Annotated in this window: 22 protein-coding genes; 6 read left to right on the plus strand and 16 right to left on the minus strand. The window is 67.7% G+C overall.

What is annotated here, in order from left to right; translation table 11 throughout:
- Positions 1 to 10 precede the first annotated feature (10 nt).
- Positions 11 to 1279, minus strand: coding sequence for an acyl-CoA dehydrogenase family protein (locus ACSFBE_RS11435; protein ID WP_435490513.1), 1269 nt, complete (start codon positions 1277 to 1279; stop codon positions 11 to 13).
- 154 nt (positions 1280 to 1433) lie between these two features.
- On the opposite strand from ACSFBE_RS11435, the gene ACSFBE_RS11440 reads away from it, so the two are divergent.
- Both ACSFBE_RS11440 and ACSFBE_RS11445 read left to right on the plus strand, forming a co-directional pair.
- On the plus strand, positions 1434 to 1970 hold the full coding sequence (locus ACSFBE_RS11440; RefSeq protein ID WP_435490514.1) for a MarR family winged helix-turn-helix transcriptional regulator: 537 nt from the start codon (positions 1434 to 1436) through the stop codon (positions 1968 to 1970).
- Positions 1971 to 2047: 77 nt separating this feature from the next.
- Positions 2048 to 3019, plus strand: a complete 972-nt coding sequence (locus tag ACSFBE_RS11445) for a LysR family transcriptional regulator (RefSeq protein ID WP_435490515.1) — start codon at positions 2048 to 2050, stop codon at positions 3017 to 3019.
- Here ACSFBE_RS11445 and ACSFBE_RS11450 read toward each other — a convergent pair.
- The 3 genes from ACSFBE_RS11450 to ACSFBE_RS11460 are packed head-to-tail and all read right to left on the minus strand — an operon-like array spanning position 2992 to position 5983.
- Positions 2992 to 4053 carry a maleylacetate reductase gene (locus ACSFBE_RS11450; RefSeq protein ID WP_435490516.1) on the minus strand — a complete coding sequence of 354 codons (1062 nt, stop codon included), beginning with the start codon at positions 4051 to 4053 and terminating at the stop codon, positions 2992 to 2994. The two genes, ACSFBE_RS11445 and ACSFBE_RS11450, sit on opposite strands and share 28 nt — an antisense overlap.
- Positions 4053 to 4967 (minus strand): intradiol ring-cleavage dioxygenase, encoded by a 915-nt coding sequence (locus tag ACSFBE_RS11455; RefSeq protein WP_435490517.1) that lies wholly within the window; start codon positions 4965 to 4967, stop codon positions 4053 to 4055. The genes ACSFBE_RS11450 and ACSFBE_RS11455 overlap by 1 nt, the downstream gene beginning before the upstream one ends.
- Before the next feature lie 32 nt (positions 4968 to 4999).
- A complete protein-coding gene (locus tag ACSFBE_RS11460) occupies positions 5000 to 5983 on the minus strand; it encodes an amidohydrolase family protein (RefSeq protein ID WP_435490518.1) in 984 nt (327 codons plus the stop codon).
- 362 nt (positions 5984 to 6345) lie between these two features.
- Here ACSFBE_RS11460 and ACSFBE_RS11465 point away from each other — a divergent pair, with 362 nt between their 5' ends.
- Together ACSFBE_RS11465 and ACSFBE_RS11470 are read left to right on the plus strand one after the other, a co-directional pair.
- Positions 6346 to 7701 carry an MFS transporter gene (locus tag ACSFBE_RS11465; protein WP_435490519.1) on the plus strand — a complete coding sequence of 452 codons (1356 nt, stop codon included), beginning with the start codon at positions 6346 to 6348 and terminating at the stop codon, positions 7699 to 7701.
- Between the two features lie 141 nt (positions 7702 to 7842).
- Positions 7843 to 9465: an MFS transporter gene (locus ACSFBE_RS11470; protein WP_435490520.1), complete on the plus strand. Its 1623-nt coding sequence runs from the start codon at positions 7843 to 7845 to the stop codon at positions 9463 to 9465.
- Here ACSFBE_RS11470 and otnI read toward each other — a convergent pair.
- From otnI to mltA, 11 genes are all read right to left on the minus strand, one after another.
- Positions 9455 to 10276: a 2-oxo-tetronate isomerase gene (gene otnI / locus ACSFBE_RS11475; RefSeq protein ID WP_435490521.1), complete on the minus strand. Its 822-nt coding sequence runs from the start codon at positions 10274 to 10276 to the stop codon at positions 9455 to 9457. The two genes, ACSFBE_RS11470 and otnI, sit on opposite strands and share 11 nt — an antisense overlap.
- A gap of 23 nt (positions 10277 to 10299) precedes the next feature.
- Entirely contained in the window at positions 10300 to 10962 is a 663-nt protein-coding gene (locus ACSFBE_RS11480) for a class II aldolase/adducin family protein (protein ID WP_435490522.1), read from the minus strand.
- Positions 10959 to 12230 carry a 3-oxo-tetronate kinase gene (gene otnK, locus ACSFBE_RS11485; RefSeq protein WP_435490523.1) on the minus strand — a complete coding sequence of 424 codons (1272 nt, stop codon included), beginning with the start codon at positions 12228 to 12230 and terminating at the stop codon, positions 10959 to 10961. The genes ACSFBE_RS11480 and otnK overlap by 4 nt, the downstream gene beginning before the upstream one ends.
- The gene (ltnD, locus tag ACSFBE_RS11490) at positions 12227 to 13120 is read right to left on the minus strand and encodes an L-threonate dehydrogenase (protein ID WP_435490524.1); all 894 of its coding nucleotides are present in this window, start codon (positions 13118 to 13120) and stop codon (positions 12227 to 12229) included. Before ltnD ends, otnK begins: the two co-directional genes overlap by 4 nt.
- A gap of 99 nt (positions 13121 to 13219) precedes the next feature.
- Positions 13220 to 15868: an alpha-ketoglutarate dehydrogenase gene (mdeB, locus tag ACSFBE_RS11495; protein WP_435490525.1), complete on the minus strand. Its 2649-nt coding sequence runs from the start codon at positions 15866 to 15868 to the stop codon at positions 13220 to 13222.
- 115 nt (positions 15869 to 15983) lie between these two features.
- Positions 15984 to 18221: a PhoX family protein gene (locus ACSFBE_RS11500; protein ID WP_435490526.1), complete on the minus strand. Its 2238-nt coding sequence runs from the start codon at positions 18219 to 18221 to the stop codon at positions 15984 to 15986.
- Between the two features lie 80 nt (positions 18222 to 18301).
- Positions 18302 to 19771 (minus strand): glycosyltransferase family 87 protein, encoded by a 1470-nt coding sequence (locus tag ACSFBE_RS11505; protein WP_435490527.1) that lies wholly within the window; start codon positions 19769 to 19771, stop codon positions 18302 to 18304.
- Positions 19772 to 19794: 23 nt separating this feature from the next.
- Positions 19795 to 21024: a hypothetical protein gene (locus ACSFBE_RS11510; protein WP_435490528.1), complete on the minus strand. Its 1230-nt coding sequence runs from the start codon at positions 21022 to 21024 to the stop codon at positions 19795 to 19797.
- Entirely contained in the window at positions 21021 to 22442 is a 1422-nt protein-coding gene (locus ACSFBE_RS11515) for a UbiA family prenyltransferase (protein ID WP_435490529.1), read from the minus strand. Before ACSFBE_RS11515 ends, ACSFBE_RS11510 begins: the two co-directional genes overlap by 4 nt.
- 44 nt (positions 22443 to 22486) lie before the next feature.
- Complete coding sequence (locus tag ACSFBE_RS11520) at positions 22487 to 22930, minus strand: DMT family transporter (RefSeq protein WP_435490530.1); 444 nt, start codon at positions 22928 to 22930, stop codon at positions 22487 to 22489.
- A gap of 33 nt (positions 22931 to 22963) precedes the next feature.
- Entirely contained in the window at positions 22964 to 24109 is a 1146-nt protein-coding gene (mltA, locus tag ACSFBE_RS11525) for a murein transglycosylase A (RefSeq protein WP_435490531.1), read from the minus strand.
- On the opposite strand from mltA, the gene ACSFBE_RS11530 reads away from it, so the two are divergent.
- Complete coding sequence (locus ACSFBE_RS11530; RefSeq protein WP_435490532.1) at positions 24108 to 24263, plus strand: hypothetical protein; 156 nt, start codon at positions 24108 to 24110, stop codon at positions 24261 to 24263. The genes mltA and ACSFBE_RS11530 overlap by 2 nt on opposite strands.
- A gap of 108 nt (positions 24264 to 24371) precedes the next feature.
- A complete protein-coding gene (locus ACSFBE_RS11535) occupies positions 24372 to 25019 on the plus strand; it encodes a YiaD family glycine zipper/OmpA-like lipoprotein (RefSeq protein WP_435490533.1) in 648 nt (215 codons plus the stop codon).
- Here the strand turns inward: ACSFBE_RS11535 and ACSFBE_RS11540 are convergent, their stop codons facing one another.
- Positions 25020 to 25646 carry a response regulator transcription factor gene (locus tag ACSFBE_RS11540; RefSeq protein ID WP_435490534.1) on the minus strand — a complete coding sequence of 209 codons (627 nt, stop codon included), beginning with the start codon at positions 25644 to 25646 and terminating at the stop codon, positions 25020 to 25022.
- Position 25647 lies beyond the last annotated feature (1 nt).

The raw sequence follows: 25647 nt of genomic DNA on the forward strand, positions 1-25647 counted from the left end.
CAGCCTCCGTTCAGTACTGGCCCTTGGGCTCGAGGCCCAGAAGGTACTGGCCCACCATCGATGACACGGCATCCCAGTTGAGGCTGATGTGCCGAGAAATGGCGTTCGTGTCGCGCCACATGCGCTGGATCGGCTGATCGAGCGCCAGGCCTGCACCCCCCACGCTGGCAAACACCGCCTCGACGGCTTCGCGGGAGAGGCGCGCGGCAAACGCATGGTCGCGGCGGTTGCGGATGCGCTGCTCGATGCTGATGACATGGCCGTCGACAGCCATTTGTTCGACCTGCGCGGTGTCGCGGTAGAGCAGGAGTCGTGCGGCATCGACGCTGGCCGATGCCTCTGCCAGACGGGATTGCACGGGAAAGAATTCGCTCAGCCTGCTGCCGCCCCCGGCCACCGCGCCGCGGGTGACGCGCGTACCGGCCATTGCAATCAGTTCATCGACCGCGCCCTGGGCGGTGCCGATGATCGGCGACACCAGGCACACCGGGACGGCCGACAGAAACGGGATGCGATAGATCGGGTTCGTGTTGACCTCGGCGCCGGGCGGGCAATTGGAAGAGGCTTGCGCAAAGGTCAGCTTGCGGTGCGCCGGAATGAAGGTCGGCTGGTCGATGACGATGCCCTTGGAACCGGTGCCCGACTGCCCCGCGACGTGCCAGTTGTCTTCGACCGACCAGTCCGCGCGCGGTGCGAGCAGAAAACCTGCGGAAGGCGCTGCGCCTTTCTCTTCTGGCGGGAACTGCACCCCGAGCAACGCCCACTGCGAGTTGTCGACGTTGGATGCAAATAGCCATTTGCCCTGGACCAGGTAACCGCCGTCGACCTTCTGCGCCATCGTCGCCGGCGCATACGAACCGCAAACGATGGCATTGGGGTCATTGCGCCACACGTCGTCCTGCGCTTCCTCGGGAAACGTGGCGACGAGCCACTGATGAATCGCACCGAGCGAGCAGCCCCAGGCCGACGAGGTGCAGCCTCGCGCCAATTCGCTCACCACATCGATGAAGGCGGTGAATCCGTATTCGTAGCCGCCGTAACGCGCCGGCTGCATCAGCTTGAAGAAGCCCGCCTGGTGAAACGCATGCGTCGTCGATTCGGACACCCGACGGTCCTGTTCGGTCTGCGCGCCCCGTGCTCGGAGCATGGGCACCAATTCGCTTGCAGATGCAACGATCGAATCGAGAGAGGGCGCGCCTTTGACGGGCGACAGGCGGCCTGGGGCGGGCAACTCAACCCGATGGAGTTGGGCGAAAGGATTGGTGGCGACTTCGGTCATGGGGTCTCCTGGGGGGTGTAGTGAACGCCGATCTAGAAGACCAATTGAACCTTTAAGTAGTTGCATTTGCAATCAATAATTTATTGGGGTTTACCTGAGCTACAACCATGCTTCGACCCGGGATCCGACCAAGCATCCGCTTGTAAGATGTGCCATGGCCACCAGAAAATCAGTCCCCACCGGCGATGCACCCGGACGCTCTTCGGGCCAGAAGGCGGTCTTCCGGTCGGTTGCATCTGCAGACAAAAGAAGCAGGCACGATCTCGAGCGCGCCATTCCATATCTGCTTGCGCGTGCAGGTACCCGGATGGGGCAATCCTTCAGTCGGGAACTCAAACAGTTCGATCTTTCGCTGACCGACTGGCGGGTCTGTGTCGCGCTGCTGCATCAGCCGCACCAACGCCTCTCCGAGTTGGCGTTGCACACCTCCACCGAGCCGTCGACGCTGTCGCGGGTGGTGGACGCCCTGCTGCAGCGCGGCATCCTGGTGCGCGACCGCTCGGACGAAGACGCCCGGGCGCTGGCGCTGAGCCTGACGCAGGCGGGCCACGATCTCGCCACGCGCATCGTTCCGCTGGCGCAGCTGTACGAGCGTGTCTCGTTGTCGGGACTCACGCATGCGCAGGCCGAGTCGCTGCGCGACATGCTGCGCCTGGTCTACGACAACCTTGCCGCCCTCGACAAGGAATGACGTCCTTGCGGCGTCAGGACGCCTGAAGCGGCTCGCACAGGGGGGTCGACCGAAGAACAACAGAAGGAGACAACGCGGTGAACATCAACTCGATCGATCTCAATCTCTTCCTGGTGTTTCAGGCGATCTACGCGACGCGCAGCGTCACGCTGGCGGGCGAGCGTCTGGGCATGACCCAGTCCGCCGTGAGCAATGCGCTCAAGCGCATGCGGGAGCGCTTCAACGATGTGCTGTTCGTGCGCTCCGTCGACGGCATGGTTCCGACACCGGTGGCCGAGCGTCTCATTGCGCCGATCGAGGAAGGCCTGGCCTGCCTGGCGCAGGCGATCGATCAAGGCCGCACCTTCGAAGCCGGGCAGTCCACCCGTGCTTTCCGCATCGCCGTCAACGACATCGGGCAACTGGTCATGATGCCCGAACTGCTGGCGGTGGCGCGCGGCCTCGCGCCCGGCGTTCGCTTCGAGACGGTGGATGCGTCCATGGCCGAGGCCCGACAGCGCATGCTCCATGGGCAGATCGATCTTGCGCTGGGCAGTTGGGATGCCATGGGCCCGTCGTTCTATCAGCAGCGCCTGTTCGACGAGACCTTTTCCGTGCTCGTGGCCAGATCGTCGTCCCTTGGCGCGAACGCGTCGATGACGCTGGACGACTACCTGGCGGCAGAGCACATCGCGTACCGGCCACAAGGAACGACCGATTCCCAGCTGCAGCAAGCGCTCGATCGGGCCGGTGCGCTGGACTGCAGGCGCGTCGTGCTCACCGCCGCCCATTCCCTGGGGCTGGCTTCGATCGTCGCGACCTCGAACCTGCTGCTCACCGCACCCGATCGCCTGGCCCGGGCCATGGCGGCGTCGCGCGCCGATCTTCACATTCTGAAGGCCCCCTTCGACGTGACGCCCTTCGAGATCCGTCAGCAATGGCATGAGCGATTTCACCAGGACAGCGGCAGTCGCTGGTTGCGCGAGCTGATGTTCGGTCTCTTCCATCAGAGGTCCTGCCGCGTGCCGGACGCGTCGGTCGGTCAGTCCTCAGGCGCCTCGCCCTGGTAGGCGCGCTCGAGCATGCGCCGCAGCGCATCGCGCTCGAGCGGGCGAGGATTGGGGTACGGGTTCGAGGCCGCTAGTTTTGCCGCCCGATCCAGTCCGGCGGCCGGCATGCCGATCGCGCGCAGCGACAGCGCGGCGCCGTGCGTGCGGGCCAGGTCATGGATGCCGAGCGCCGCATCCGGTACACCGAGCGCGTTGGCAATGCGTGCCATGGCCTGGGGTGCTGCGGCCGCGTTGTACCGTAGCGCGTGGGCGAGGATCACCGTATGCACTTCGGAATGCGGCAGGTCGAAGCTGCCGCCCAGGGTATGGCACAGCTTGTGGTGCAGGCCCATGGAAACCGCGCCGAGCACGGTGCCGCACAACCAGGCGCCATAGAGCGCTTGGCTGCGGGCCACGAGGTCGTGCGGGTTCTGTTGCAAGGGTGCGAGCGATGCGGCACACGCGTGCAAGCCTTCTTCGGCCATCAAGGCGATGACCGGATTGCCGTCGTGCGCGTACAGGCCTTCGGCCGCGTGCGCCATCGCATTGATCGTGCTCGTCACGGTCAGGCCCATCGGCAGCGAGCGCGACAGCTGTGGGTCGTAGATCACGACGCGCGGCAGCACGCGGGGGTCACGGCCGGTCTTCTTCACGCCGCCTTCCGTGATCCCGTAGATCGGCGTCGCCTCGCTGCCCGCGTAGGTGGTCGGTACCGCGATGACGGGCAATCCGCTTTCCAGAGCAATGGCCTTTCCCAGCCCGACGGTCGAGCCACCGCCCACGGCCAGCGCACAGTCGGCACCGAGCGCACGGGCCACCTCCTGCGCCTTGCGCGCGACCTCGATCGGCACGTGCATCTCGGCTTGGTCGAAGATGCCCGCCACGCGTCGGGGCAGCCGTTCCGACACCGCCAGGGCCTGATCGCGCTGGCCGGGCGTGCACAGAACGAGGGCGCGCTGCAGGCCCAGGCGGTCGAGTTCCTCGGGAAGCCGATCGATGCTGTTCGCGCCGAAGACGATGCGCGAGGTGCTTGCCGTGTAGCAGAAGGACTGCATCAGCGGTCTCGTGCCACGGAAGGGTCGACCTGGCCGCGTCCGGAAGCAGGGTTCAGCACGAAGTCATAGGCCAGCGAGTACCAGGGCGTCGCCATGGGGCTGCCACCCGGCGTGCCGTCCGGCGCGATGCCGGGTTCGTGGCGCTGCCAATCCGCGATCAGCGAGGACCGCACGCCGAACACGGCGTCGGATTGCAGATACTCGCCGCCCGAGCGAAAGACATGGGTGATGAGCGTGTCGTACCCGGGGGCCTGGATCATGAAGTGCAGGTGCGCAGGACGCCAGGGGTGGCGGCCCAGGCGCTGCAACAACTGGCCGACGGGGCCGTCGTGTGGAATGGGGTAGGGCACGGCGACGATCGATCGGAAGAAATAGCGCCCGTCCGAAAGGCTGTGCAGGCGGCCACGTCCCTGGGCATGGTCGAGACCGGGGCGCTGCACGTCGTAGGTGCCTTCGTCGTCCGACTGCCAGACGTCGATCGACGCATGGGCGATCGGTTCGCCGTCGATGCCCCGGACGGTGCCTGCGACGAAGCAGGGTTCCCCATGCGCACCGTGGGAGATGTCGCCACCATGGGCGCACGCTGGCGCGTCCGGCAAGAAAAAAGGCCCGAAGACGGTCGCCTCCGTGCAGCCCAGGGGATGCCGGTTGTTCTGCGCGGTGACCAGGGTCGAAAGACCCAGGGCATCGGACAACAGGATGAACTCCTGCCGCTTGTTGTCGGTGATCTTGCCCACCTGCGTGAGGAAGTCGATGCCTTGGGACCACTCCGACTCGGTCAGCTGCACCTCGCGCGCAAAGTCGTGCAGGTGCCGCACGAGGCTGTCCATCACGGTCTTCAGCCGCGTGTCGGCCATGCCGCTCTGTGCCTTGAGCACTGCGTTGGTGATGGTCCATTCGTCGATGTCGATCATGGGGGTTCCTGTTGACGCCGCCGCAAAGCGCTTCAGCCTTGATGGAGCTTGAACAGCGACAGCGCGTTGGTTCTGCCGATCTTCAGGCGATCGGCTTCGCTGATGCTGGTCTCGTTGAACCAGTTCGACGCGTGGTCGACATTCTCGAAGGGCCAGTCGGTCGAGAAAAGGATCTTGTCGGATCCGACCTCCAGCAACGCGTCGATGAGTGTCTGAGTGCGGAAGTTGCCCGACGTCGTGAGGTAGAAGTTCTCGTGGAAGTACTCGCAGAGCTTGCGTTGGGCCGGATAGCCCTTAGGCGCCTTCACCCAGGCGTTGCGGTGGTCCACCCGCCACATGTTGTACGGCAGTCCTTCGCCGAGGTGACCCAGGATGATCTTCAGTCCCGGATGGCGGTCGAACAGGCCGCTGGCCATCAGGCGCAGCGCGTGCACGGCCGTTTCCTGCGCAAACGCCCAGGTGGGGCCGAGCAGCCAGGGATGGCCTTCGTAGATCTGGGACCAGCTTGCGATCGGATTGCGGGGGTGCAGATAGAAAGGCGCGTCCAGGCGCTCGGCTGCGGCCCAGAACGACGCGTACCGTGGGTCGTCGTAGTAGACGACGTTGTCGGGCGTGTCGACCTGCGAGAAGCCATTGACCAGCGCGCCACGGAAGCCCAACTCGGTCATGCAGCGATCGAGTTCCCGCGTGGCCGCGTCCGGGTCCTGCAGCGGCAGCGCGGCGAAGGCCTGAAAGCGGTCGGGTCGCCGGGCGACCTGCTCGGCCAGGAAGTCATTGGCGCGCATGGCCAGCTCGCAGGCCTTGCCTGGATCGGGGATCGCCTGCACCGCGGGTGCGTTCAACGACAGGATCATCATCTCCATGCCGTGCTCGTCCATCTGGCGCAGTCGCTGGTCGTGGATGTCGAGCAGCCGGCTGCTGAGTTCACGCCAGTAGGCGCCGGGCACGAAGCCCGCCGAATCCTGCAACGTTTCAGGAAGCGCGAAATGTTCTTCCAGGCCGATCTTTCCTTGCATGCTGACTCCTTGGTGCGTGCGACGCGATGGCGCACGGTTCGATGCCTGTCCGCGCCACCACGGCGCCGACCTCTGCGCCCAATTTAGGAGGGTAGGCCGGCGGGGTCGAACGAATTTCGGTGATAGCGCGAATTCGGCATTTGCATGGGCGCCCGGGATCGTCCGATGCAGGAGGAGGCTCCATGGGTAGACCCGCCCCAACATTTCCAGACCGTATAGAGGACATCCGCAAAATTCGTTGGCCCGCCTGGGCCCACCTGCGGATGATCGGCGGGCGATGGCGCAGCCCTGCTGCTGCTGCGTTGCACCAGCCCTCGCAGCCGGTGGCGCGCCACCACAAGAAAAAACCGGAGACAAGAGTCATGCGTCAAATCGATCTTCATCAGCTGGCCGACGATGCCCGCTTCAACCGCTTTCATGGGCTCGTGCTCTTCTGGTGCGCGCTGATCATCGTCTTCGACGGCTATGACCTGGCCGTCGTGGGCATCGCGCTGCCTTCGATCATGGCGCAGATGGGCGTGGGTGCGACCCACGCGGGCATCATGGTCAGTTCCGCGCTGTTCGGGATGATGTTCGGTGCCATCCTGCTGGGCACGGTGGCCGACAAGATCGGCCGTCGCTGGGCCATCGCCATCTGCGTGGGGCTGTTCAGTGTCTTCACCGCAGCAGCCGGACTTGCCCAGGATCCAGTGACCTTCGGCGTGATGCGCTTTCTCGCCGGGCTGGGCATCGGCGGCGTGATGCCCAACGTGGTCGCGCACATGACCGAATATGCGCCGAAGAAGATCCGCGCGACGCTCGTCACCTTGATGTTCAGCGGTTACGCAGTCGGCGGCATCGTGGCGGCGCTGCTCGGCAAGGGCCTGCTGGAGAGCTACGGCTGGCAATCGGTGTTCTTTGCCGCCGGCCTGCCCGTGCTGCTCATTCCGTTCATCCTGAAGTCGCTGCCCGAGTCGATGCCCTTCCTGCTGGCCAAGGGACGAACCCACGAGCTCAAGGAAATCGCCGGCCGGCTCGACCCGACGTACGTGCCGGCCGCATCGGACCGCTTCGCGATTCCCGTCAAGGACCGGGCCGACAGCGCGCCCATCAAGCACCTCTTCTACGACGGCCGCGGCTTCAGCACGGTCATGTTCTGGATCGCGTTCTTCATGTGCCTGTTCATGGTGTTCGCGCTGAGCTCGTGGTTGACCAAGCTCATGGCGGGCGCAGGCTACAGCCTGGGCTCGGCGCTGACCTTCGTGCTCGTCCTCAACATCGGCGCGATGGTCGGGGCCATCACCGGCGGCTGGCTGGCGGACCGCTTCCACATCAAGTACGTGCTGGCGGGGATGTATGCGCTGGCGGCGGTGTCGCTCACTTTGCTGGGCTTTGCCGTGTCGACGCCGGTACTCTTCGTGCTGGTGGGCCTGGCCGGTGCGTCCACCATCGGAACGCAGATCGTTGCCAATGCCTACACCGGGCAGTTCTATCCGATGGCCGTACGCGCCACCGGACTGGGATGGGCATTGGGAATCGGTCGAAGCGGTGCCATCCTTGCGCCGATATTGATCGGCGTTCTGGTAAACATGAAGCTGCCACTGCACCAAAACTTTTTCGCCATCGCGATTCCAGCGGTGATCGGCATGATCGCGGTCCTTTGCATTGAGCACGATCGATCTGCTTGCGTGGCTCGCACGCCCTTCATCGCGGACGATGCGCAAAAGACGCCGGTGTGAAGGCAGTCGGCTAGCCATCGGTATCCATGAACACGCGGCCGGGGCCGTCGCCGTATTCGTCGATCGGATCGCGAGCTTTGCGGCCGGTGTCATGGTGGGCAGGGCGCCGGCGACCGATTGTCGGGCCACAATAGCCGGCCGATGCCACCCATCTCCCCCGACGAATCCCCCATCCCGCCACTGCGCGCCACGCCCGCGCGCATCGGCCCCTTCGCCCCGCTGAAGCTGCCCGTCTTCCGCATGCTGTGGAGCACCTGGCTGCTCGCCAACATCTGCATGTGGATGAACGACGTGGCGGCGGCGTGGATGATGACCACGCTGACCACCACGCCGCTGTGGGTGGCGCTCGTGCAGTCGGCGTCGACGCTGCCGGTGTTTCTGCTGGGGCTGCCGAGCGGTGCGCTGGCCGACATCCTGGATCGCCGCCGCTGGCTGATGGCCACGCAGTTCTGGCTGGCCGGCGTGGCGATCGTGCTGTGCGCGGCGGTGGCGATGGACATGATGACCGCGCCGCTGCTGCTGGCCCTGACCTTCGCCAATGGCATCGGCCTGGCGCTGCGCTGGCCGGTGTTCGCGGCCATCGTGCCGGAGCTGGTGCCACGGCCGCAGCTGCCGGCCGCGCTCGGGCTCAACGGCATCGCGATGAACGCGTCTCGCATCATCGGCCCGCTGGTCGCGGGCGCGCTGATCGCCAGCGCCGGCAGCCTGTGGGTTTTCGTGCTCAATGCCGTGATGTCGGTGGCCTCGGGCTTCATCGTGCTGCGCTGGCGGCGCGAGCACACGCCCAACCCGCTGGGCCGCGAGAAGTTGGTGAGCGCGATGCGCGTGGGCGTGCAGTTCGTGCGCCAGTCGCTGCGCATGCGCGCGGTGCTCACGCGCATCTCGATCTTCTTCCTGCACTCGACCGCGCTGCTCGCGCTGCTGCCGCTGCTGGCACGCGGGCTCGAAGGCGGCGGCGCCGGCACCTTCACGCTGCTGCTGGCGGCGATGGGCTCGGGCGCCATCGGCGCGGTGCTCGTGATGCCGCGTCTGCGCCAGGCCTATGTGCGCGACCAGCTGGTGCTGCGCGGCGCGCTGCTGCAGTCGGCAGCCACGGCGGTGATGGCCGTCGCACCCAACACGTGGGTGGCGGTGCCGGCCATGTTCTTCGGCGGCGCGGCCTGGATCACGGTGGCCAACTCGCTGTCGGTGTCGGCGCAGCTGGCCTTGCCCGACTGGGTGCGGGCACGCGGCATGTCGATGTTCCAGATGTCGATCATGGGCGCCAGTGCCTTCGGCGCAGCGCTGTGGGGGCACATCGCGACGGTCAGCTCGCTGCAGGCCAGCCTGCTGATCGCGTCGGTCACCGGCGTGCTGATGATGGGCGCGGCCCTGCGCTATGTGCTCGATGGTGGCGTGGACGATGACGTGAGCCCCGCCGCGCCCGGCTGGGCCGACGCGCCGCCGCATGCGCCGCCGGGCGATGGGCGACTGGTCATCAACGTCGAGTACCTGATCGACCCGGCCCGCGCTGCGGCCTTCCACGTCGTGATGCAGCAGACCCGCCGCACGCGGTTGAGCGAGGGCGCGATCGGCTGGGAGCTGCTGCACGACATCGCCGAGCCGGGCCGCTACGTGGAACAGATCATCGACGAGTCGTGGACCGGTCACCTGCGCCGCTTCCACCGCGCGACGGCGGCCGACTTGGCGCTGCGCGAGCGCCGGCTGGCCTTCCACCTGGGCGACGGGCCGCCGTTGGTGACGCGCTACGTCGTCAGGCGCTAGGCGCCTTCGCGGCGCGCAGCCAGCCCAGGCCGTCCGAGGTGCCGTTGGGCACCGCGCCCCGTGCCGGGCGGTACTCGCCGCCGACCCAGCCGTCCCAGCCGCATTGGGCCGACACCTCGTCGATCACCCTGAACAGGTACGGGTGGTTCAGCTCGCCGATGTCGGGCTCGTGCCGCTCGGGCACGCCGGCGATCTGGATGTGGCCGACGCGCCCGGTCGGCAGGTACTTTCGGATCTTCATCGCCACGTCGCCCTCGACGATCTGGCAGTGGTACAGGTCGAACTGCACCTTGAGGTTGGGCGCACCGACCGCTTCGACGATGGCGTGCGCCTCGTCTTGGCGGTTGAGGAAGAAGCCCGGGATGTCGCGGGTGTTGATGGGCTCGATCAGCAGGTCGCGCCCGGCCGTCGCGGCCTCGGACGCGGCCCAGCGCAAGTTCTCGACGTAGGTCGCCTTGGCCGTTTCACGCGCCAGGCTGGCGGGCAGCAGGCCGGCCATCACGTGGACGCGCGGGCAGTCGAGCGCGGCGGCGTAATCGAGTGCCTTGGCGATGCCGTCGCGGAACTCGCTCTCGCGATCCGGCAGGCAGGCCAGACCGCGCTCGCCGCCGTCCCAGTGGCCGGGCGGGGCATTGAAGAGCACCTGTTTCAGGCCGTTGGCCTTCAGCCGAACGGCGATCTCGGTTGCGGGGAAGGCGTAGGGAAAGAGGTATTCGACACCCGCGAAGCCGTCCTTGGCGGCGGCATCGAAGCGGTCGAGGAAGTCGAGCTCCGGGTAGAGCATCGAGAGGTTGGCGGCAAAGCGGGGCATGGTGGTCTTCGGGAGGGAGTGGGTTACCAACGTGCGCCGAACGTGCGGCGCAGGTCGTCGATCGCGTCCTTGCCCAGCGGCGTGGGTTCGGTGGCAGACAGCAGGCGCAGGCGCGCTGTTTCTTCGAGCTCTTCGAGCACCGCCATGGCCGCGGCCGGCGTGTCGTGCCAGACGTTCGGACCGAGCCGCGCGAGCATCACGGCACGGATCGGCTTGCCCGCATCGCCGTACTGCGCGATCGCGGCGGCCACCGCATCGGCCGCTTCCGCGGCGCCGGGCCGGTGGTACGGGATCACCGGCACATGGCCGACCTTCATCACGAAGTAGGGCGTCAGCGCGCCCAGCAGTTCTTCGCCGGTGGGCCGCAGCGTGAGACCGACGCAGTGCGTGCTGTGCGTGTGGATGACGCAGGCCGTGCCCGCGTCGAAGCGCCGCGCCGCGGCATAGATGCGCGCGTGCAGCGCGAGGGTCTTGCTCGCGCGGTCACCCGATCGCTGCGAGCCGCTCGCGTCGAGTCGCGCGAGTTTCATCGGGTCGAGGAAGCCCAGGCACGCATCGGTCGGCGTGATGAGAAAACCATCGTCCAGCCGCACGCTGATGTTGCCGGCGGTGGCATGCACATAGCCGCGCTCGAACAGGCTGCGGCCGACGCGGCAGATCTCGTCGCGGGCCTCGTTCTCGGTCATGCGAGCACCTTGAAGGCCTTGGTGAAGAAGTCGTCGGCCCCGAAGTTGCCGGACTTCAGCGTGAGGTGCACGCCCGCGCCATCGGCGGCTTCGGCCAGCGCATGGCACCACGGCACGCCGGGGTCGATCTGCGGGCCGATCTGCATCTGCGTGACACCCAGCGCCTGCACGCAGGCGCCCGATGTTTCGCCACCCGCCACCACCAATTGCCGAACGCCCAGCGCGACCAGGCCGCGCGCGATGGCGGCGATAGTGCGCTCGACCATCGCGCCGGCTTCTTCCACGCCAAGGCGACCCTGCACCGACTTCACGGCGCTGGTCTCTGCCGTGGAGTAGACGAGCACCGCGCCGTCCGCCAGCAGCGGCTTCGCCCAGGCCAGCGCCTCGGCGGCCACATCGACGCCGTCCGCGATGCGCAGCGGGTCGATGGCCATCGCCGGTCGGCCGGTCTCGATGAAGTCCGCCACCTGCCGGTTGGTCGCGATCGAGCAACTGCCGGAAACGACGGCGCGCAGGCCGCCCGCGGCCGGCAGCGCGCTCGCCTGCGACGACGGCGCGATGCCGAAGTTGGCCGGCAGCCCGATCGCCACGCCCGAGCCGGCCGTCACCAGCGGCATCGCCGCCAGCGCCGGGCCGAGGCGCAGCAGGTCGTCGTTCGACACCGCATCCACCACCGCCATGGCCACGCCTGCGGCGCGCAGTTCTGCGATGCGTTCGCGCACCGCGTCGGCGCCGCGCGCCACCACCGTGTGGTCGATGAGCCCGACCTTTCGCGTCGTTTGCGCCTGCAGCACGCGCACCAGGTTCGCATCGGTCATCGGCGTGAGCGGGTGGTTCTGCATGCCGCTTTCGTTGAGCAGCACGTCGCCGACGAACAGGTAGCCCTTGAACACGGTGCGCTTGTTGTCGGGGAAGGCGGGCGTGGCGATGGTGAAGTCGCTGCCCAGTGCGTCCATCAGCGCCTCGGTCACCGGGCCGATGTTGCCGGCGGCCGTGCTGTCGAAGGTCGAGCAGTACTTGAAGTAGATCTGCTGCGCGCCCTGTGTCTGCAACCACTTCAGCGCATCCAGCGACTGCGCGATGGCCTCGGCCGGCGCGACGGTGCGCGACTTCAGCGCCACCACCACGGCGTCGACATCGGCGGCCAGCGGCGAACTGGGCACGCCGATGGTCTGCACCACGCGCATGCCCGCGCGCACCAGGTTGTTGGCGAGGTCGGTCGCCCCGGTGAAGTCGTCGGCGATGCAGCCGAGCTGGATGAAGCTCATGCTTTCTTGCCTTTCGGCAGTTCGATGCCCGGGAAGATCTTGATCACCGCGCTGTCGTCTTCCTTGGCGAAGCCGGCGGTCGAGGCTTGCATGAACATCTGGTGCGCGGTCGAGGCGAGCGGCAGCGGGAATTTGCTGGCGCGCGCCGTGTCGAGCACCAGGCCCAGGTCTTTCACGAAGATGTCGACGGCCGACAGCGGCGTGTAGTCGGCGGCCAGCACGTGCGCCATGCGGTTCTCGAACATCCAGCTGTTGCCGGCGCTGTTCGTGATCACCTCGTACAGCGCCGCCGCGTCCACGCCTTCGCGCAGGCCCAGTGCCATGGCCTCGGCCGCCGCAGCGATGTGCACGCCGGCCAGCAGCTGGTTGATGATCTTCACCTTGCTGCCCGCGCCGGCGCTGTCGCCCAGGCGGTAGACCTTGCCGGCCATCGCGTCGAGCACCGCGCCGGCCCTTGCATACGCCTCCGGCTTGGCGGCCGACATCACCGTCATCTGGCCGCTGGCGGCCTTGGCGGCGCCGCCGGAGATGGGCGCGTCGATGTAGTGGATGCCCAAGTCGTTCAAGCGCTTCTCGAGCGCGACCGACCAGTTCGGGTCGACCGTCGAACACATCACGAAGGTGCTGCCCGACTTCATCACGGCGGCGGCGCCGTGCTCGCCGAAGAGCACCGCTTCGGTCTGCGCCGCGTTCACGACCACGCTCACCACCACGTCGCAGGCGGCGGCGACCTCGGCCGGGTTGGCATGCGCCACGCCGCCATCGGCTGCGAACGCGGCCGCCGCGCCGGGCCGCACGTCGCACACATGCACGTCGTAGTTCTTGCTGCGCAGCGTCTGCGCGATGCCGGCGCCCATGGCGCCCAGGCCGATCAATCCCACTGTGTTCATGGCGGTGCCCGCGGGCGTGCTGGTGAAGAGGGGTCGACGATAGCGCGAAGCGGCACCCCGGCCATCGGGGCAAGCCCCTGTCACTACCTGGGGGCAGGCTCAGCGCAGCGCGTGCCTCGCCGCGCGCGCGATGCTTGCGGCATCCACGCCGAAGAAATCGCGCAGGGCGGCGCGGGTGTCGCTGCGCCCGAAGCCGTCGGTGCCCAGCGTGAGGTAGCGCCTGCCTTCGGGCAGGAAGGCGCGCACGCTTTCGGGCACGGCGCGCACGTAGTCGGTGGCGGCGATGATGGGGCCGCGCGACGCCGCGAGCTGCTGCGCGATGAAGGCGGTGCCGGCGTCCTCGCCGCGCAGCGCGCGCGCTTCGCAGGCCTGGCCGTCACGCGCCAGCTCGCTCCAGCTGGTCACGCTGATCACCTCGGCGGCGATGCCGTCGGCGGCGAGCTGCTGCGCGGCCTTCACGACCTCGGTGAGGATCGCGCCCGAGCCCATCAGCGTCACTTGTGCCTGGCCCGCCTTCGACGATGCGTCGCGCCAGCCCTCGTAGCGCCAGCAGCCGCGCAGGATGTCCGCGGTGGCCTCGGCCGGCACGTCGGGCTGCGCGTAGTTCTCGTTCATCAACGTCACGTAATAGAAGACGTCCTGCTGCTCGACCATCATCTCGCGGATGCCGGCGTCGACGATCAGCGCCATCTCGCCTGCGAAGCCGGGGTCGTAGGCCTTGCAGTTCGGGATGGTCGCGGCCACCAGGTGGCTGCTGCCGTCCTGGTGCTGCAGGCCTTCGCCGCCGAGCGTGGTGCGCCCCGACGTGGCGCCCAGCAGGAAGCCCCGCGCCCGCTGGTCGGCCGCGGCCCAGATGGCGTCGCCCACGCGCTGGAAGCCGAACATCGAGTAGTAGATGTAGAAGGGCAGCATCGCCAGCCCGTGCACGCTGTAGCTGGTGGCCGCGGCCGTCCAGCTGGCGATGGCGCCGGCCTCGCTGATGCCTTCTTCCAGGATCTGCCCGTCGGTCGCCTCGCGGTAACTGAGGATCGAGTCGATGTCCTCCGGGGCGTAGCGCTGGCCCACGCTCGAATAGATGCCGACCTGCTTGAACAGGTTGGCCATGCCGAAGGTGCGCGCTTCGTCGGCCACGATGGGCACGACGCGCGGGCCGAGCGTGGGGTGCTTCATCAGGTTGCCGAGCATGCGCACGAAGGCCATGGTCGTGCTCATCTCCTTGCCGGCTGCGGCCACGGCGAACTGCGCGTAGGCCGCGAGCTCGGGCTTGGGCGCCACGTCGCAGGCGGTCTCGCGCCGCGGCATCGACCCGCCGAGCGCAGCACGGTGCGCCTGCAAATATTGCATCTCCGGGCTGTCGACCGCCGGCTTGTAGAACGAGAGCGACGTCGCTTGCTCGTCCGATAGCGGGAGGTTGAAGCGGTTGCGAAAGCCGATCAAATCGGCGCTCTCGAACTTCTTGTGCGAGTGCGTGGTCATCTTGCCCTGGCCCGCCGCACCCATGCCGTAGCCCTTCTTGGTGTGGGCGAGGATGACGGTCGGCTGCCCTTGGTGCGCGGCCGCAGCGGCGTAGGCGGCATGGATCTTCACCAGGTCGTGGCCGCCGCGCTTGAGGCGGTCGATCTGCTCGTCGGTCATGCCCTGCGCGAGGCGCGCGAGCTCCGGGTCCTGGCCGAAGAAGGTCTCGCGGTTGAAGCGGCCGTCCTTGGCGGCGAAGGTCTGCATCTGGCCATCGACCGTGTGCGCGAAGGCGCGGGCCAGTGCGCCGGTGGTGTCGCGGGCGAACAGGCCGTCCCAGTCGCTGCCCCACACCAGCTTGACGACGTTCCATCCGGCGCCGGCGAAGAGCTTCTCCAGCTCGTCGATGATGCGGCCGTTGCCGCGCACCGGGCCGTCGAGCCGCTGCAGGTTGCAGTTGACCACCCACACCAGGTTGTCGAGCTTCTCGCGCGCGGCCAGCGTCAACGCGCTCATCGATTCGGGCTCGTCCATCTCGCCGTCGCCGAACACGCCCCACACCTTGCGCGCGTTGCAGTCCTGCAGCTGCCGATCGGTGAGGTAGCGCATGAAGCGCGCGTGGTAGATCGAACTGATCGGGCCGATGCCCATCGAGCCGGTCGGGAACTGCCAGAAGTCCGGCATCAGGTACGGGTGGGGGTAGCTCGACAGGCCGCGGGCACCCGTGCCCTGCGTGAAGGCGGGCGCGGTCAGTTCCTGGCGGTAGTGCGCGAGATCGTCTTCGCTCAGGCGCCCCTCTAGAAACGCACGTGCGTAGACACCCGGCGAACTGTGCGGCTGGAAGAACACCAGGTCGCCGCCATGCTGTTCGTTGCGCGCATGAAAGAAGTGGTTGAAGCCGACCTCGAACAGGTCCGCCGCGCTCGCATAGCTGGCGATGTGCCCGCCCAGTTCGCCATACGCCTGGTTGGCACGCACCACCATCGCGAGCGCGTTCCAGCGCATCAGCGAGGCCAGCCGTTCCTCGATGGCGAGGTCGCCCGGGAACACCGGCTGCCGGTCGACGCCGATGGTGTTGATGTACGGCGTGGCCAGCTCGGGCTGCCAGCCGATGCGCTGCTCTCGCGCCACGCGAGCCAGTTCGTCGAGCATCTGCCGCGCGCGTTCGGCGCCGTGCGTCTGCACCAGTGCTTCGAAGGCTTCGCGCCATTCGGCGGTTTCCTGCGGGTCGAGGTCCGCCGCAGTGGAGTTCAGCAGCGCGTGCCTTTGGGAGGCAGAGATCGGGGCGTTCATGTCGGCACTTTAGGCCGCTTCGCACCGAACACAAAACGGCGCTGCCGCTGCCTCGGGGCTGAGGCAGCGGCAGCGTTGGTGCGGCCCGGCCTGCCGGCCGGGCGCAGTGCATCGATCAGAGGCCGATCAGGCCGCCATCGTCCCTGGTGATCACAACGGTGGCCGAGCGCGGGCGGGCGTTGCCGCCGTCCGGCCAGTGGCTGCCGAACGCGGCCGGTGTGGCGATGGCCGACGCCGGTGTCGATTCACCCGGATGCTGGATGTTCACGAACAGCGCGCGGCCGTCGCCGGATTCGGCTATGCCGGTGATCTCGCAGTCCTTCGGGCCGACCAGGAAGCGGCGCAGACCGTCGGTGCCGGGGGCCTTGCCGACGAAGGTCGCCTGCGTTGCGGTGGTGGCGCCGCTGACGTTGGTGATCGACTTCGCACCGCCATCGCCGACCTTGCCGGGCAGTGCGGCGAGCAGCATGCAGTTGGTGACGTCGGTGTAGGCGCCGTCGTCGGTCTCCAGCCACAGCAGGCCGGGTGCGGCTTCGCTGAACCACAGGCCGTCGGGGCTGGAGAAGTCGTTGCTGGCATCGAGCTGCGACACGTTGATGTTGGCCGATGCGGTCGAGCGCGCGCCGAAAAGGTACACGTCCCACTTGAAGCTCAGCGACGTCGGGTCGGCATTGTCGTCGGCGAAGCGCACGATGTGGCCGTTCGGGTTGCCGGTCTGCGCCGTGGCGCTCGCGCCCCGGGGGTCGTTGTAGAAGCGCGGGTTGGCAGCGTCGGTTGCGGTGATCGGGCGCGACGCGGCATTGGTGTTGGTCAGCGTGACGTACACCTCGCCCGTCTTCGGGTTGACGGCCGTCCATTCCGGGCGGTCCATCTTGGTGGCGCCTGCGGCGTCGGCGGCAAGGCGCGTGTTGACCAGCACGTCGGCCGCATCGGCGAAGGCGTAGGTCGTGTTGCCAGCGGTGATGTTGTTCACGCCGAGCTTGATCTCGAGCCATGCGCCGGTGCCGTCGGCATTGAACTTCGCCACGTAGAGGCGGCCGTCGTCCATGTACTTGTCGCCGGCAGCCATGCCGCCGCCGATGTCGGCTGCATCCCAGTTCTTCGTCGAGACGAACTTGTAGATGTACTCGTTGCGCGAGTCGTCGCCCATGTACCAGACCAGCGGCTTGCCGACCACGACCGGGCCGAGGCAGGCGCCTTCATGGCCGAAGCGGCCGAGGGCGGTGCGCTTCTTCGGGGTGGACAGTGCGTCGAACGGATCGATCTCGACGACCCATCCGTAGGTGTTGGCGCCGTTGCGGTAGTCGTCGGTCGCAGTGGCGCCGCGCACTTCGGTGTTCCAGCGGCTGTAGAGGTTGTCGGTGGTGTCGGGCGTGACGGTGGCCCACAGTTCGCGGCCGGTACCGGCGACGCCGTAGCGCGCGAAGGACGTCAATTCCTTCGCCGAACGGTTGGCATTGTCCGTGGCCGCGATGCGGCGGAAATAGCCCGCCCAGTTCTCTTCGCAGGTCAGGTACGTGCCCCAGGGCGTGGTGCCGTTGGCGCAGTTGTTCAGCGTGCCGCGCGTCCGGCTGCCGTCGACGGAATACTTGGTCTTCACGTAGTTCGTCTTGGCGACGGCGCCCGTGAAGGTCATTTCGGTCAAGGTGTGCACGCGGCGATTGAAGCCGGAGGCCTGCTTGTAGCTCCACTTGCCGGCGCTCTTGCTCACTTCGACCACGCTCACGCCGTGCAGGTAGAACTCGCGCAGCACCTCGTCGGCCGAAGTGCGCACTTGTGCGTTGCCGGTGCCGGTGGTGCTCTGGCCGGTGGGGTGCAGGAACAGCGGCGTGATCGCCTCGTGGTTCATCACCAGCAGGCCGCGGTCAGCGGCGGTGCGGCTCCACTTGCCGGCGGCATCCGCACCGAAGAAGGTCATGCCGTCGTGGTGGTCGCCCGCGCGGCGGTCGTAGCTGGCTGCAGAGTCGGTGCCGTCGTTGGCGTAGGCCGAGACACCCGTCGCGATCGGGTCGCCCAGGCGGTACAGCACGCTGGCGGTGTAGCCGGCCGGCACGGTGACCACGTCGTCGAGGCTCTTCGCCACGGCGCTGAAGTTGAGTTTCTGCACTGCGGGCGCCGGTGCCGGTGCCGGCGGGGCGGGCGGTGCGGGAGCCGGGGCCGGCGTGTCGTCGTTGCCGCCACCACCGCAGGCGGTCAGCAAGGCGGCACCGGCGGTGCCCACGCCCAGGCCGAAGAGTTTGCGGCGGCTCAGGCGGCCGGCGATCAGATCGTTGAACTCGGGGTTGGATGTTTTGTTGTAGCCGATGTCGTCGGGATCGATGGCGGGCGCGGTGCTCGAAGGCTTGGTCGTCATTTGCACTGTCTTTCGTGGGTTGAACGGGGTCAACCCACGAAGGTAGGCAAGGGGCATGACGCCCATGCGAAAAGCCTGTGTCAGTTCGGTGACAGCGCCGCGTAGCGGGACGCCCCGGAGACCGTGGCTGCGGCTGGGCGTTCCAGCCACGAAAGCCGGTACAGAAGCGCCAGCACGAGCAGTCCGCCGAAGAAGATGTACGACTGGAAAACGTTCAGGCGCGTGTCCGCCAGCAGGTTCACCGCTGTCATGAAGGTCTGACCGGTCAGCGCGAGCGCCAGCCACAGCGATGGCTCGGTCCAGCGGCCCCAGGGACGGACCTGCAGCGCCGCCGGGAACACCAGCGCGAAGATCGGGAACAGCACGCCATAGTGGTGTTCCCAGGCAATCGGCGAGGCGATGGTCAGGCTCAGCATGATCAGCGCCAGATCGACTGCACTCGGCGCCTTGCGGAGGCGCCAGAACATCGCCAGCGCCAGGATCAGTGCCGACGACGCGAGGGTCGCGACGTACACCGTCGGATGGTAGGGGGGGAAATCGGTGCCCGACCAGACCAGGCCGCGGCCGAACAGGTTGGCGCCGTTGAAGAGCAGCCGGTTCATCAGGCCGTTGACCGACTGGTTGATGAAGTAGCTCTCGCCGTGCTTGCCCAGGAACGAGACGACGGTGAGGTAATCGAGGTTGTTGCGCAGGCCGTAGACCGCCACCGACACGGCGAGGAAGGCCGCGCCGGTGAGCGTCGCCGCGATCGCGAACTTCCACTGCCGGCGAACCAGCGCCCACACCACCACCAGCGCCCACTGCGGCTTGATGATGCAGCACAGCGCCACCAGAAAGCCCGACAGCCGCGGCTGGTCGCGCTGCCAGGCCAGCAGGGCCAGTCCGGCGGCCAGCGTCATGGCGGTCTGGATCTGGCCGTGGTGCTCGCTGCGCGCGATCGGATAGAACAGCGCCGTGCTCACCAGGCACAGCACGAAAAGCATGGCCGTCGACTTCGGCATCAACGCCGGTGCCCGCTCGCCCGCGGGCGCATGCAGTTGCGAGGCGCCGATGAAGAGCTTCATGAAGACCAGCGCGATGGCCGGCACGCACAGCCGCGAGAGCACCTTGTAGATCACCACCAGCTGGTCGCCGCTGAGGGGGAACCACGCCAGCGGAAGGTCGATGAAGAGCAGCGCCGTCAGCGGGTACTGGAACTTCACGTGCTGCTCGAAGAAGATGGCCTGGTAGAACGGAACGTCCGGATGGGCCGCGAACTGCGCCGAGGCACGCAACATCGGCATCCACGAGTCGTCGCCCGCATACGGACGCAGCAGCGTGCGCAGGTAAGCGGTGGCGCTTTCGTAGGGGTCGCCGCACAGCAGGGCGACGACCGAGCTCAGCAGCACGCCACTGAGCAGGAAGCAGGCCCAGGTCCGCCATTGGCGAGACAGGCGGTCGGTCGGCGCGCTGCCGGGTTGCGCGGCAAGCGCCGGCCGGAAGCGCCAGAGGTAGAAGACGGCCGCGGCCGAGATGAGGGCGGTCAGCAGCACCCCGATGAACATTTTCATGGTTCGATTCCCTCGAGGCGCCTTCAGGGCGCGGGCGTGGCGTGCAGCAGCTCGGCCGCCGCGGCATGCAGGTCGAAATTGTGGAAGCCGACCAGCCCGGCGGTCAGCAGCGCCAGCAATGGTGCGGCGCGGCCGAGCGACGACCGATGCGCGAAGAGCACCACGGCCATCAGCAGCGGCAGAAAGTGCGCGGCATAGAGGAAAGTCTCTTCGCCATAGACCAGGTGGAGCGCGATGTGCGCGCCCAGCGTCAATCCCACGACCTTGCCGAAAGCATGCCAGCGCGGCGTGCGCAGCAGGCCCTGCACGCCCGCGGCCAGCAGCAGGCCCCACAGCGCGAGCGCGGCCCAGCCGGCGGCGCCGGTGATGCCCAAGCCGCCCATCTGCACCGAGATGTTGTTGAGCTGCCCGGGCACCTGCGCATGCACATGCGCCGGCGGCACATGGATCGGATACCAGAGCATGCCGATCAGGCGGTCGGCCCAGGAGCCGCCTGCGGCTTGGTTGATGTAATGCAGTTCCTCGCGGCTGCCGAAGAAGAAGAGCAGGGCCGAGTGGTAGATGCCGCGCTGGATCAGCGCCAGCACCGAGACGATCAGCAGCGCGATGGCGCCGATGCGCACGGCCCGCCGCCAGGGCCGTTGCGCGATCGCGAGCGCCAGCCCGGCTGCCCAGTTGGTGACCGTGATGCTCAAGCTGGCGACGTTGGCGGCAATGAGCCAGCGGTCGCCGAGCGGTCGATGCACCGCGACCGCCGCGACCAGCAACACCGCCAGCAGCGTGAGCGAGCCGGCGAAGAAAGTCTCGGCCAGCGAGAACCAGAACTGGAAGGCGGCGCTGCCGACGGCCAGGGCGGTGAAGCACAGGCTCGCGGCGCGGCCGAGACCGGTGAGGCGCCCGAGCGCATAGAAGCCGCTGGCCCAGAGCACGCCGACGAGCTTGACGATCCGCATCGCCGCTTCGAGGTCGGTGCCGGGCCAGACCGACCGCAGCGCCAGCACGGCCGGATGCAGCAGAAGCGACGAGATCGGGTGAACCTTGGTGCGGTAGTGGTTGCTGTGGGCATCGACCATGTTCGCCAGCGTGCGCGGCGTGTCGGCGCCGAACCAGGCATCGCCCCCGGTCGAGCCGTAGACGGTGTCCGGCAGATGGTGCGCGAGCGCCCGCAGCAGCCACACGACCGCGATGGTCACCAGAAGGGCGATCAGCAGGTCCGGTGCCCAGCGGCGCAACGTCGATGCCGGGGCGCTCACCCCGCCAACCACAGAAGCACGGCGCTGATGGCCACGGCCGTGAGGCTGACCCAGTCGCGCGCTGCAAAGACCACCGGGTCCTCGTGGAGCAGCCCGCGCACCGCCTTGAGCCAGATGCGCATGGCCCAGAACAGGAACACCGGCACCAGCATCCAGAGCCAGACCGGGTTGTCGTAGCGGCCCATCATGTCCTGGTCGTTGATGTACAGGCCGAGCAGCAGCGTGGACATCTGGCCCGCCGCGACGCCGCCGCAGAGCACGAAGGTCAGGTCGTTCGGCAGGTAGCCGCGGTCGGTGTTGAGCTTGGTCGGATCGTCGATGGTGGCCGCCAGTTCGACGTAGCGTTTGGCCAGCGCCAGGCTCAGGAAGATGAAGAGCGAGAAGGACAGCACCCAGAAGGACAGCGGCAGGCCGGTGGCAGCGGTGCCGGCGGCGATGCGAATGGTGTAGAGCGCGGCCAGCGAGAAGACGTCGACGACCGCCCGGCGCTTCAGATGCACCGAATAGGCGGTGGTCAGCGCCATGTAGATCAGCAGCACATAGAGGAATTCGATGGGCAGCGTCGTGATCGTCAACAGCAGCGAAAGCGCGCTGAGGCCGACGGCCATCAGCAGCCCTCGGCTGACCGGAATCTCGCCGGCGGCGAAGGGGCGCCGGCGCTTGCGGTGGTGGCGCCGGTCGGAGCCGAGGTCGAGCAGGTCGTTCACCACGTAGATGCCCGAGGCCATCAGCCCGAAGGCCAGGAAGGCGAGCAGCGCATTCGTCACCACGTCGAGCGTGAGATCGTGCAGCGAAGGCATCAGCGGCAGGAAGATCAGCAGGTTCTTCAGCCACTGGTGCAGGCGCATGCCGTAGATGTAGCGCTGCAGCTTGGCGGCGTGCGGCCGGATGACGGCCTCGATGCTGGTGGCCTGCGCGGCGCGCTGGTTCAGGCGGTCGGAACGGCTCACCACCACGGCCGCATGCGCCCGCTCCCAGATGGACAGGTCGACCGGGTGGTCGCCGGCGTAGGCGAAGGCCCGGCCGCCGGCATCGCGCTCGATCGCGGCGAGCTTTCCTTCGCCCTTCATGTTGCGCACGCCGTTGGAGGCGATGACCTCGTCGAACAGGCCCAGGTGCTCGGCGATCTGCTGGGCGAACTTGGTGTCGCTGGCAGTGGCGAGCACGACGCGCCGGCCGGCCTGGCGCGCGTCGCGCGCCAGGCGCAGCACCTCTTCGCGGTAGGGGAGCGTCGTCACGTCGATGTCGACCCGCCGTGCCACCTCGTGCTTGAGGGCCGCGCGTCCGCGTGTCAGCCAGGCCGGAAGCATGAGGAGCGACAGCGGGGAGGCGCGCACCAGCTGCAGCAGCGACTCGTGCAGCAGGTCGGTGGCGACCAGCGTGCCGTCGAGGTCGATGTAGAGGGCAGGAGCGGTCATGCGCCGATCTCCATGAGTGGTATTCGCGGTGTGTGGTCCATGTCTCAGGCCCGGCTCAGGACGACGACGCCGACCAGGATGATCCCGATGCCCGCGACGCGGCCGGCCGTCAGCGCCTCGCCGAAGATCTGCCAGGCGAGCACCGCCGCGATGACGTAGCCCATGGACAGCAGCGGATAGGCAACCGTGACATCGACGCGGGTAAGTGCGATCACCCAGAGGCCGGCACTGACGAAATAGCAGAACAGCCCGGCCAGGATCCACGGCTGGGTCGTGGCGTTCAGCGCGGCGTTCATGACCGAGCTCCCGCTCGTGAGCGAGATGCCTTGGAGCGTTCGGGCCCCGGCCTTCAACATCAGTTGGGCACCGGAGTTCAGCAGGACCCCGGCAAAAATGACCAGGAAGGTGGAGAAGTTCATGGAGGGCAGGGTTTTTACGGACAACGCCATCATGCGTGACCCCCGGCCATATTCTGCAACACTCGTCAAAAGAGTTAGTGCAAAAGTTATCTTCTCTGGTAACTATTTAGGCCAAAAGGCCCAAAGTCTTAAGGTCTGGTTCACAGTTGCGGCCAGCTTTCCGGCTTCGGGGCCCGTGCCAGCGAAGTAGTCGGCCCGCACCGCGCCGACGATGGCGCTGCCGGTGTCCTGCGCCACCACCAGTTTCTGCAACGGCACCGTCGGGCCCGGCGAAGCGAGCCAGACTGGCGTGCCGTAGGGAATGCTCTCGCGGTCGACCGCGATCGACCGTCCGGCCGTCAGTGGCACCCCCTGCGCGCCGCGCGGGCCGAAGGCGGCATCGACCTCGTTGAGCGCCTCTTCGCGGAAAAACACATAGCGCGGGTTGCTCCACATCAGTTGCGGCACCCGCTGCGGGTTCTGCGCCACCCAGGCCTTGGTGTCGTCGGGCCAGCGGCTCACCCGCGTGGCGCCCTGGCCGACGAGCCATTGCTGGATGCTGCGGTACGGATGCTCGTTGGTGGCGGCGAAGGCCACGCGCACCGTGCGCTGGCTGCCGTCGGCTTCGGTGATGCGCAGGCGGCCCGAGCCCTGGATGTGCAGCATCATCGCGTCGACCGGGTCGGCCATCCAGGCGATCTCGCGGCCGCGCAAGGCGGCCTGCGCCTCGGGCAGGGTCTCGATCTGCTGGCGGGTGTACCAGGGGCGGCGCGGCACCAGCCCGGCGGGTGGGGCATACAGCGGCACATTGAACTGCGCCGTCGGCCGGCGCGTGGCGTCGTAGATCGGTTCGTAGTAACTGGTGAGCTGGCCCTCGCTCTGGCCGGTGAGCGATTCCACGCGGTAGGGCTGCAGCCGGTCGGTCATCCACTGGCGCTGCGCGTCGGGCTCCGCGATGGCCAGGCGCCGCACCTCCGGGCAGAGCGGCGCGAAGGCGGCGTTGGGCCGGGCGCAGTTGCTCACCATGGCATCCCAACCCTCGTGCAGCGCGTCGTCGGCGAAGCCGGGCAGTTCGGACCAGGCCACCGGCACCCAGCGGCTCTTGGGGTGCGTGAGCGGCCCGGTGAGAGGGCCGGTGAACGGGCCCGGCGCCCCCGGCTGAACCGTGGGCGGCGTGGAAGGCGTAGGGGGAATGCGCGTGCCGGTCGAACAGGCTGCCAGCATTGCTACGATCGCCAGCCCCAACAGCCTCCGGAGTCCTTGTGTCATGGGTTTGATTCTGCTTGAAGCGCTGGGGGCCCTCGTGTTGCTGGTCGTGATCGTGTGGTGGACCATGTTCTCCGGACGTAAAGGCGGCGAGATCGACGAGCCAAACGTGCAAGAAGCCCCAGACGGCTCGGAGGACCACGGGCCGCGCGGGTGAAACCTGACGTGATGCAGGGTGACTGGTGGCCATAATCCGCCGACATTCCGCAGCCATGACGTCACGGCGTTGATGCGGCCCCTTTCTGATCCATCGAAGGAAATCCCCATGAAAAAATTCGTCCTCACCACCGCCGCGCTGGCCGTCCTGCTCACCGGCTGCGCCGGCGGGATGACCGATACGCAACGCAACACCGGCATCGGCGCCGGCGCGGGTGCGTTGGGTGGCGCGGCCATCGGCGCCATGACCGGCGGCCGGGCTGGCACCGGGGCCGTGATCGGCGCCGGCGTGGGCGCGCTCGGCGGCTACCTGTGGTCGCAGCGCATGGAGAACCAGAAGCGCGAGATGGAGGCCGCCACCCGCGGCACCGGCATCGGCGTGACGCAGACGGCCAACAACGAGCTGAAGCTCGCGATCCCGAGCGACGTCTCCTTCGACACCGGCAAGTCGGCCATCAAGGGCAACTTCGCCCCGGTGCTCAACCAGTTCGCCAACGGCCTGCGCAACAACCCGAACGCCGAGGTGCGCATCATCGGCCACACCGACAGCACTGGCACCGATGCCATCAACAACCCGCTGTCGGTCGACCGCGCAGCCGCCACCCGCGACTACCTGATCGCCCGCGGCGTGCCGTCGACGGCCTTCCGCATCGAAGGCCGCGGTTCGCGCGAGCCGGTGGCCGACAACAACGCCGATGCCGGCCGGGCCCAGAACCGCCGCGTCGAAATCTACGTCGGCGAACGCCCGCAGGGCTGATCAGAGCCCGCGCAGCAGGTTGGCGAGTTCGACCGCCGACTTGACTTCCATCTTCTCGAACACGCGCGCGCGGTGGACTTCCACCGTGCGCACGCTGATCTGCAACTGATCGGCGATCAGCTTGTTCGGCAATCCCTCGACGACCAGCCGCATCACGTCGCGTTCGCGCTCGGTGAGTTCGTCGATGTGCGCGCGCAGGGCATTGCGCGCACTTTGCGCCTCGACCGCGCGCAGCGAAGCCCCCAGCGCCTTCTCGATGCGGTCGACCAGCGCGTTGTCCGAGAACGGTTTTTCACAGAAGTCGAACGCGCCGCGCTTGACCGCATCCACCGCGGTCGGCACGTCGGCATGCCCGGTCAGGAAGATGACCGGCATGGCGTCGAGCAACCCGCGCTCGGCCAGCCGGTCGAACAGCACCAGACCGCTGGTGCCAGGCATGCGCACGTCGAGCAGCAGCACGTGCGGCTGGGGTGGCAGGGTGCTGCTGTCGAGGTAGGCCTCGAAGGCATCGGCGCTGGCGAAGTGTTCGCTGGCCAGGCGTCGCGAGCGCAGCAGCCAGGCCAACGCCTCGCGCACGCTGGCGTCGTCGTCGACGATGAAGATGAGGCCGTCGATCAGGGGTTGCATG

This window comes from Variovorax sucrosi (assembly GCF_051216635.1).
Taxonomy (GTDB): domain Bacteria; phylum Pseudomonadota; class Gammaproteobacteria; order Burkholderiales; family Burkholderiaceae_C; genus Variovorax.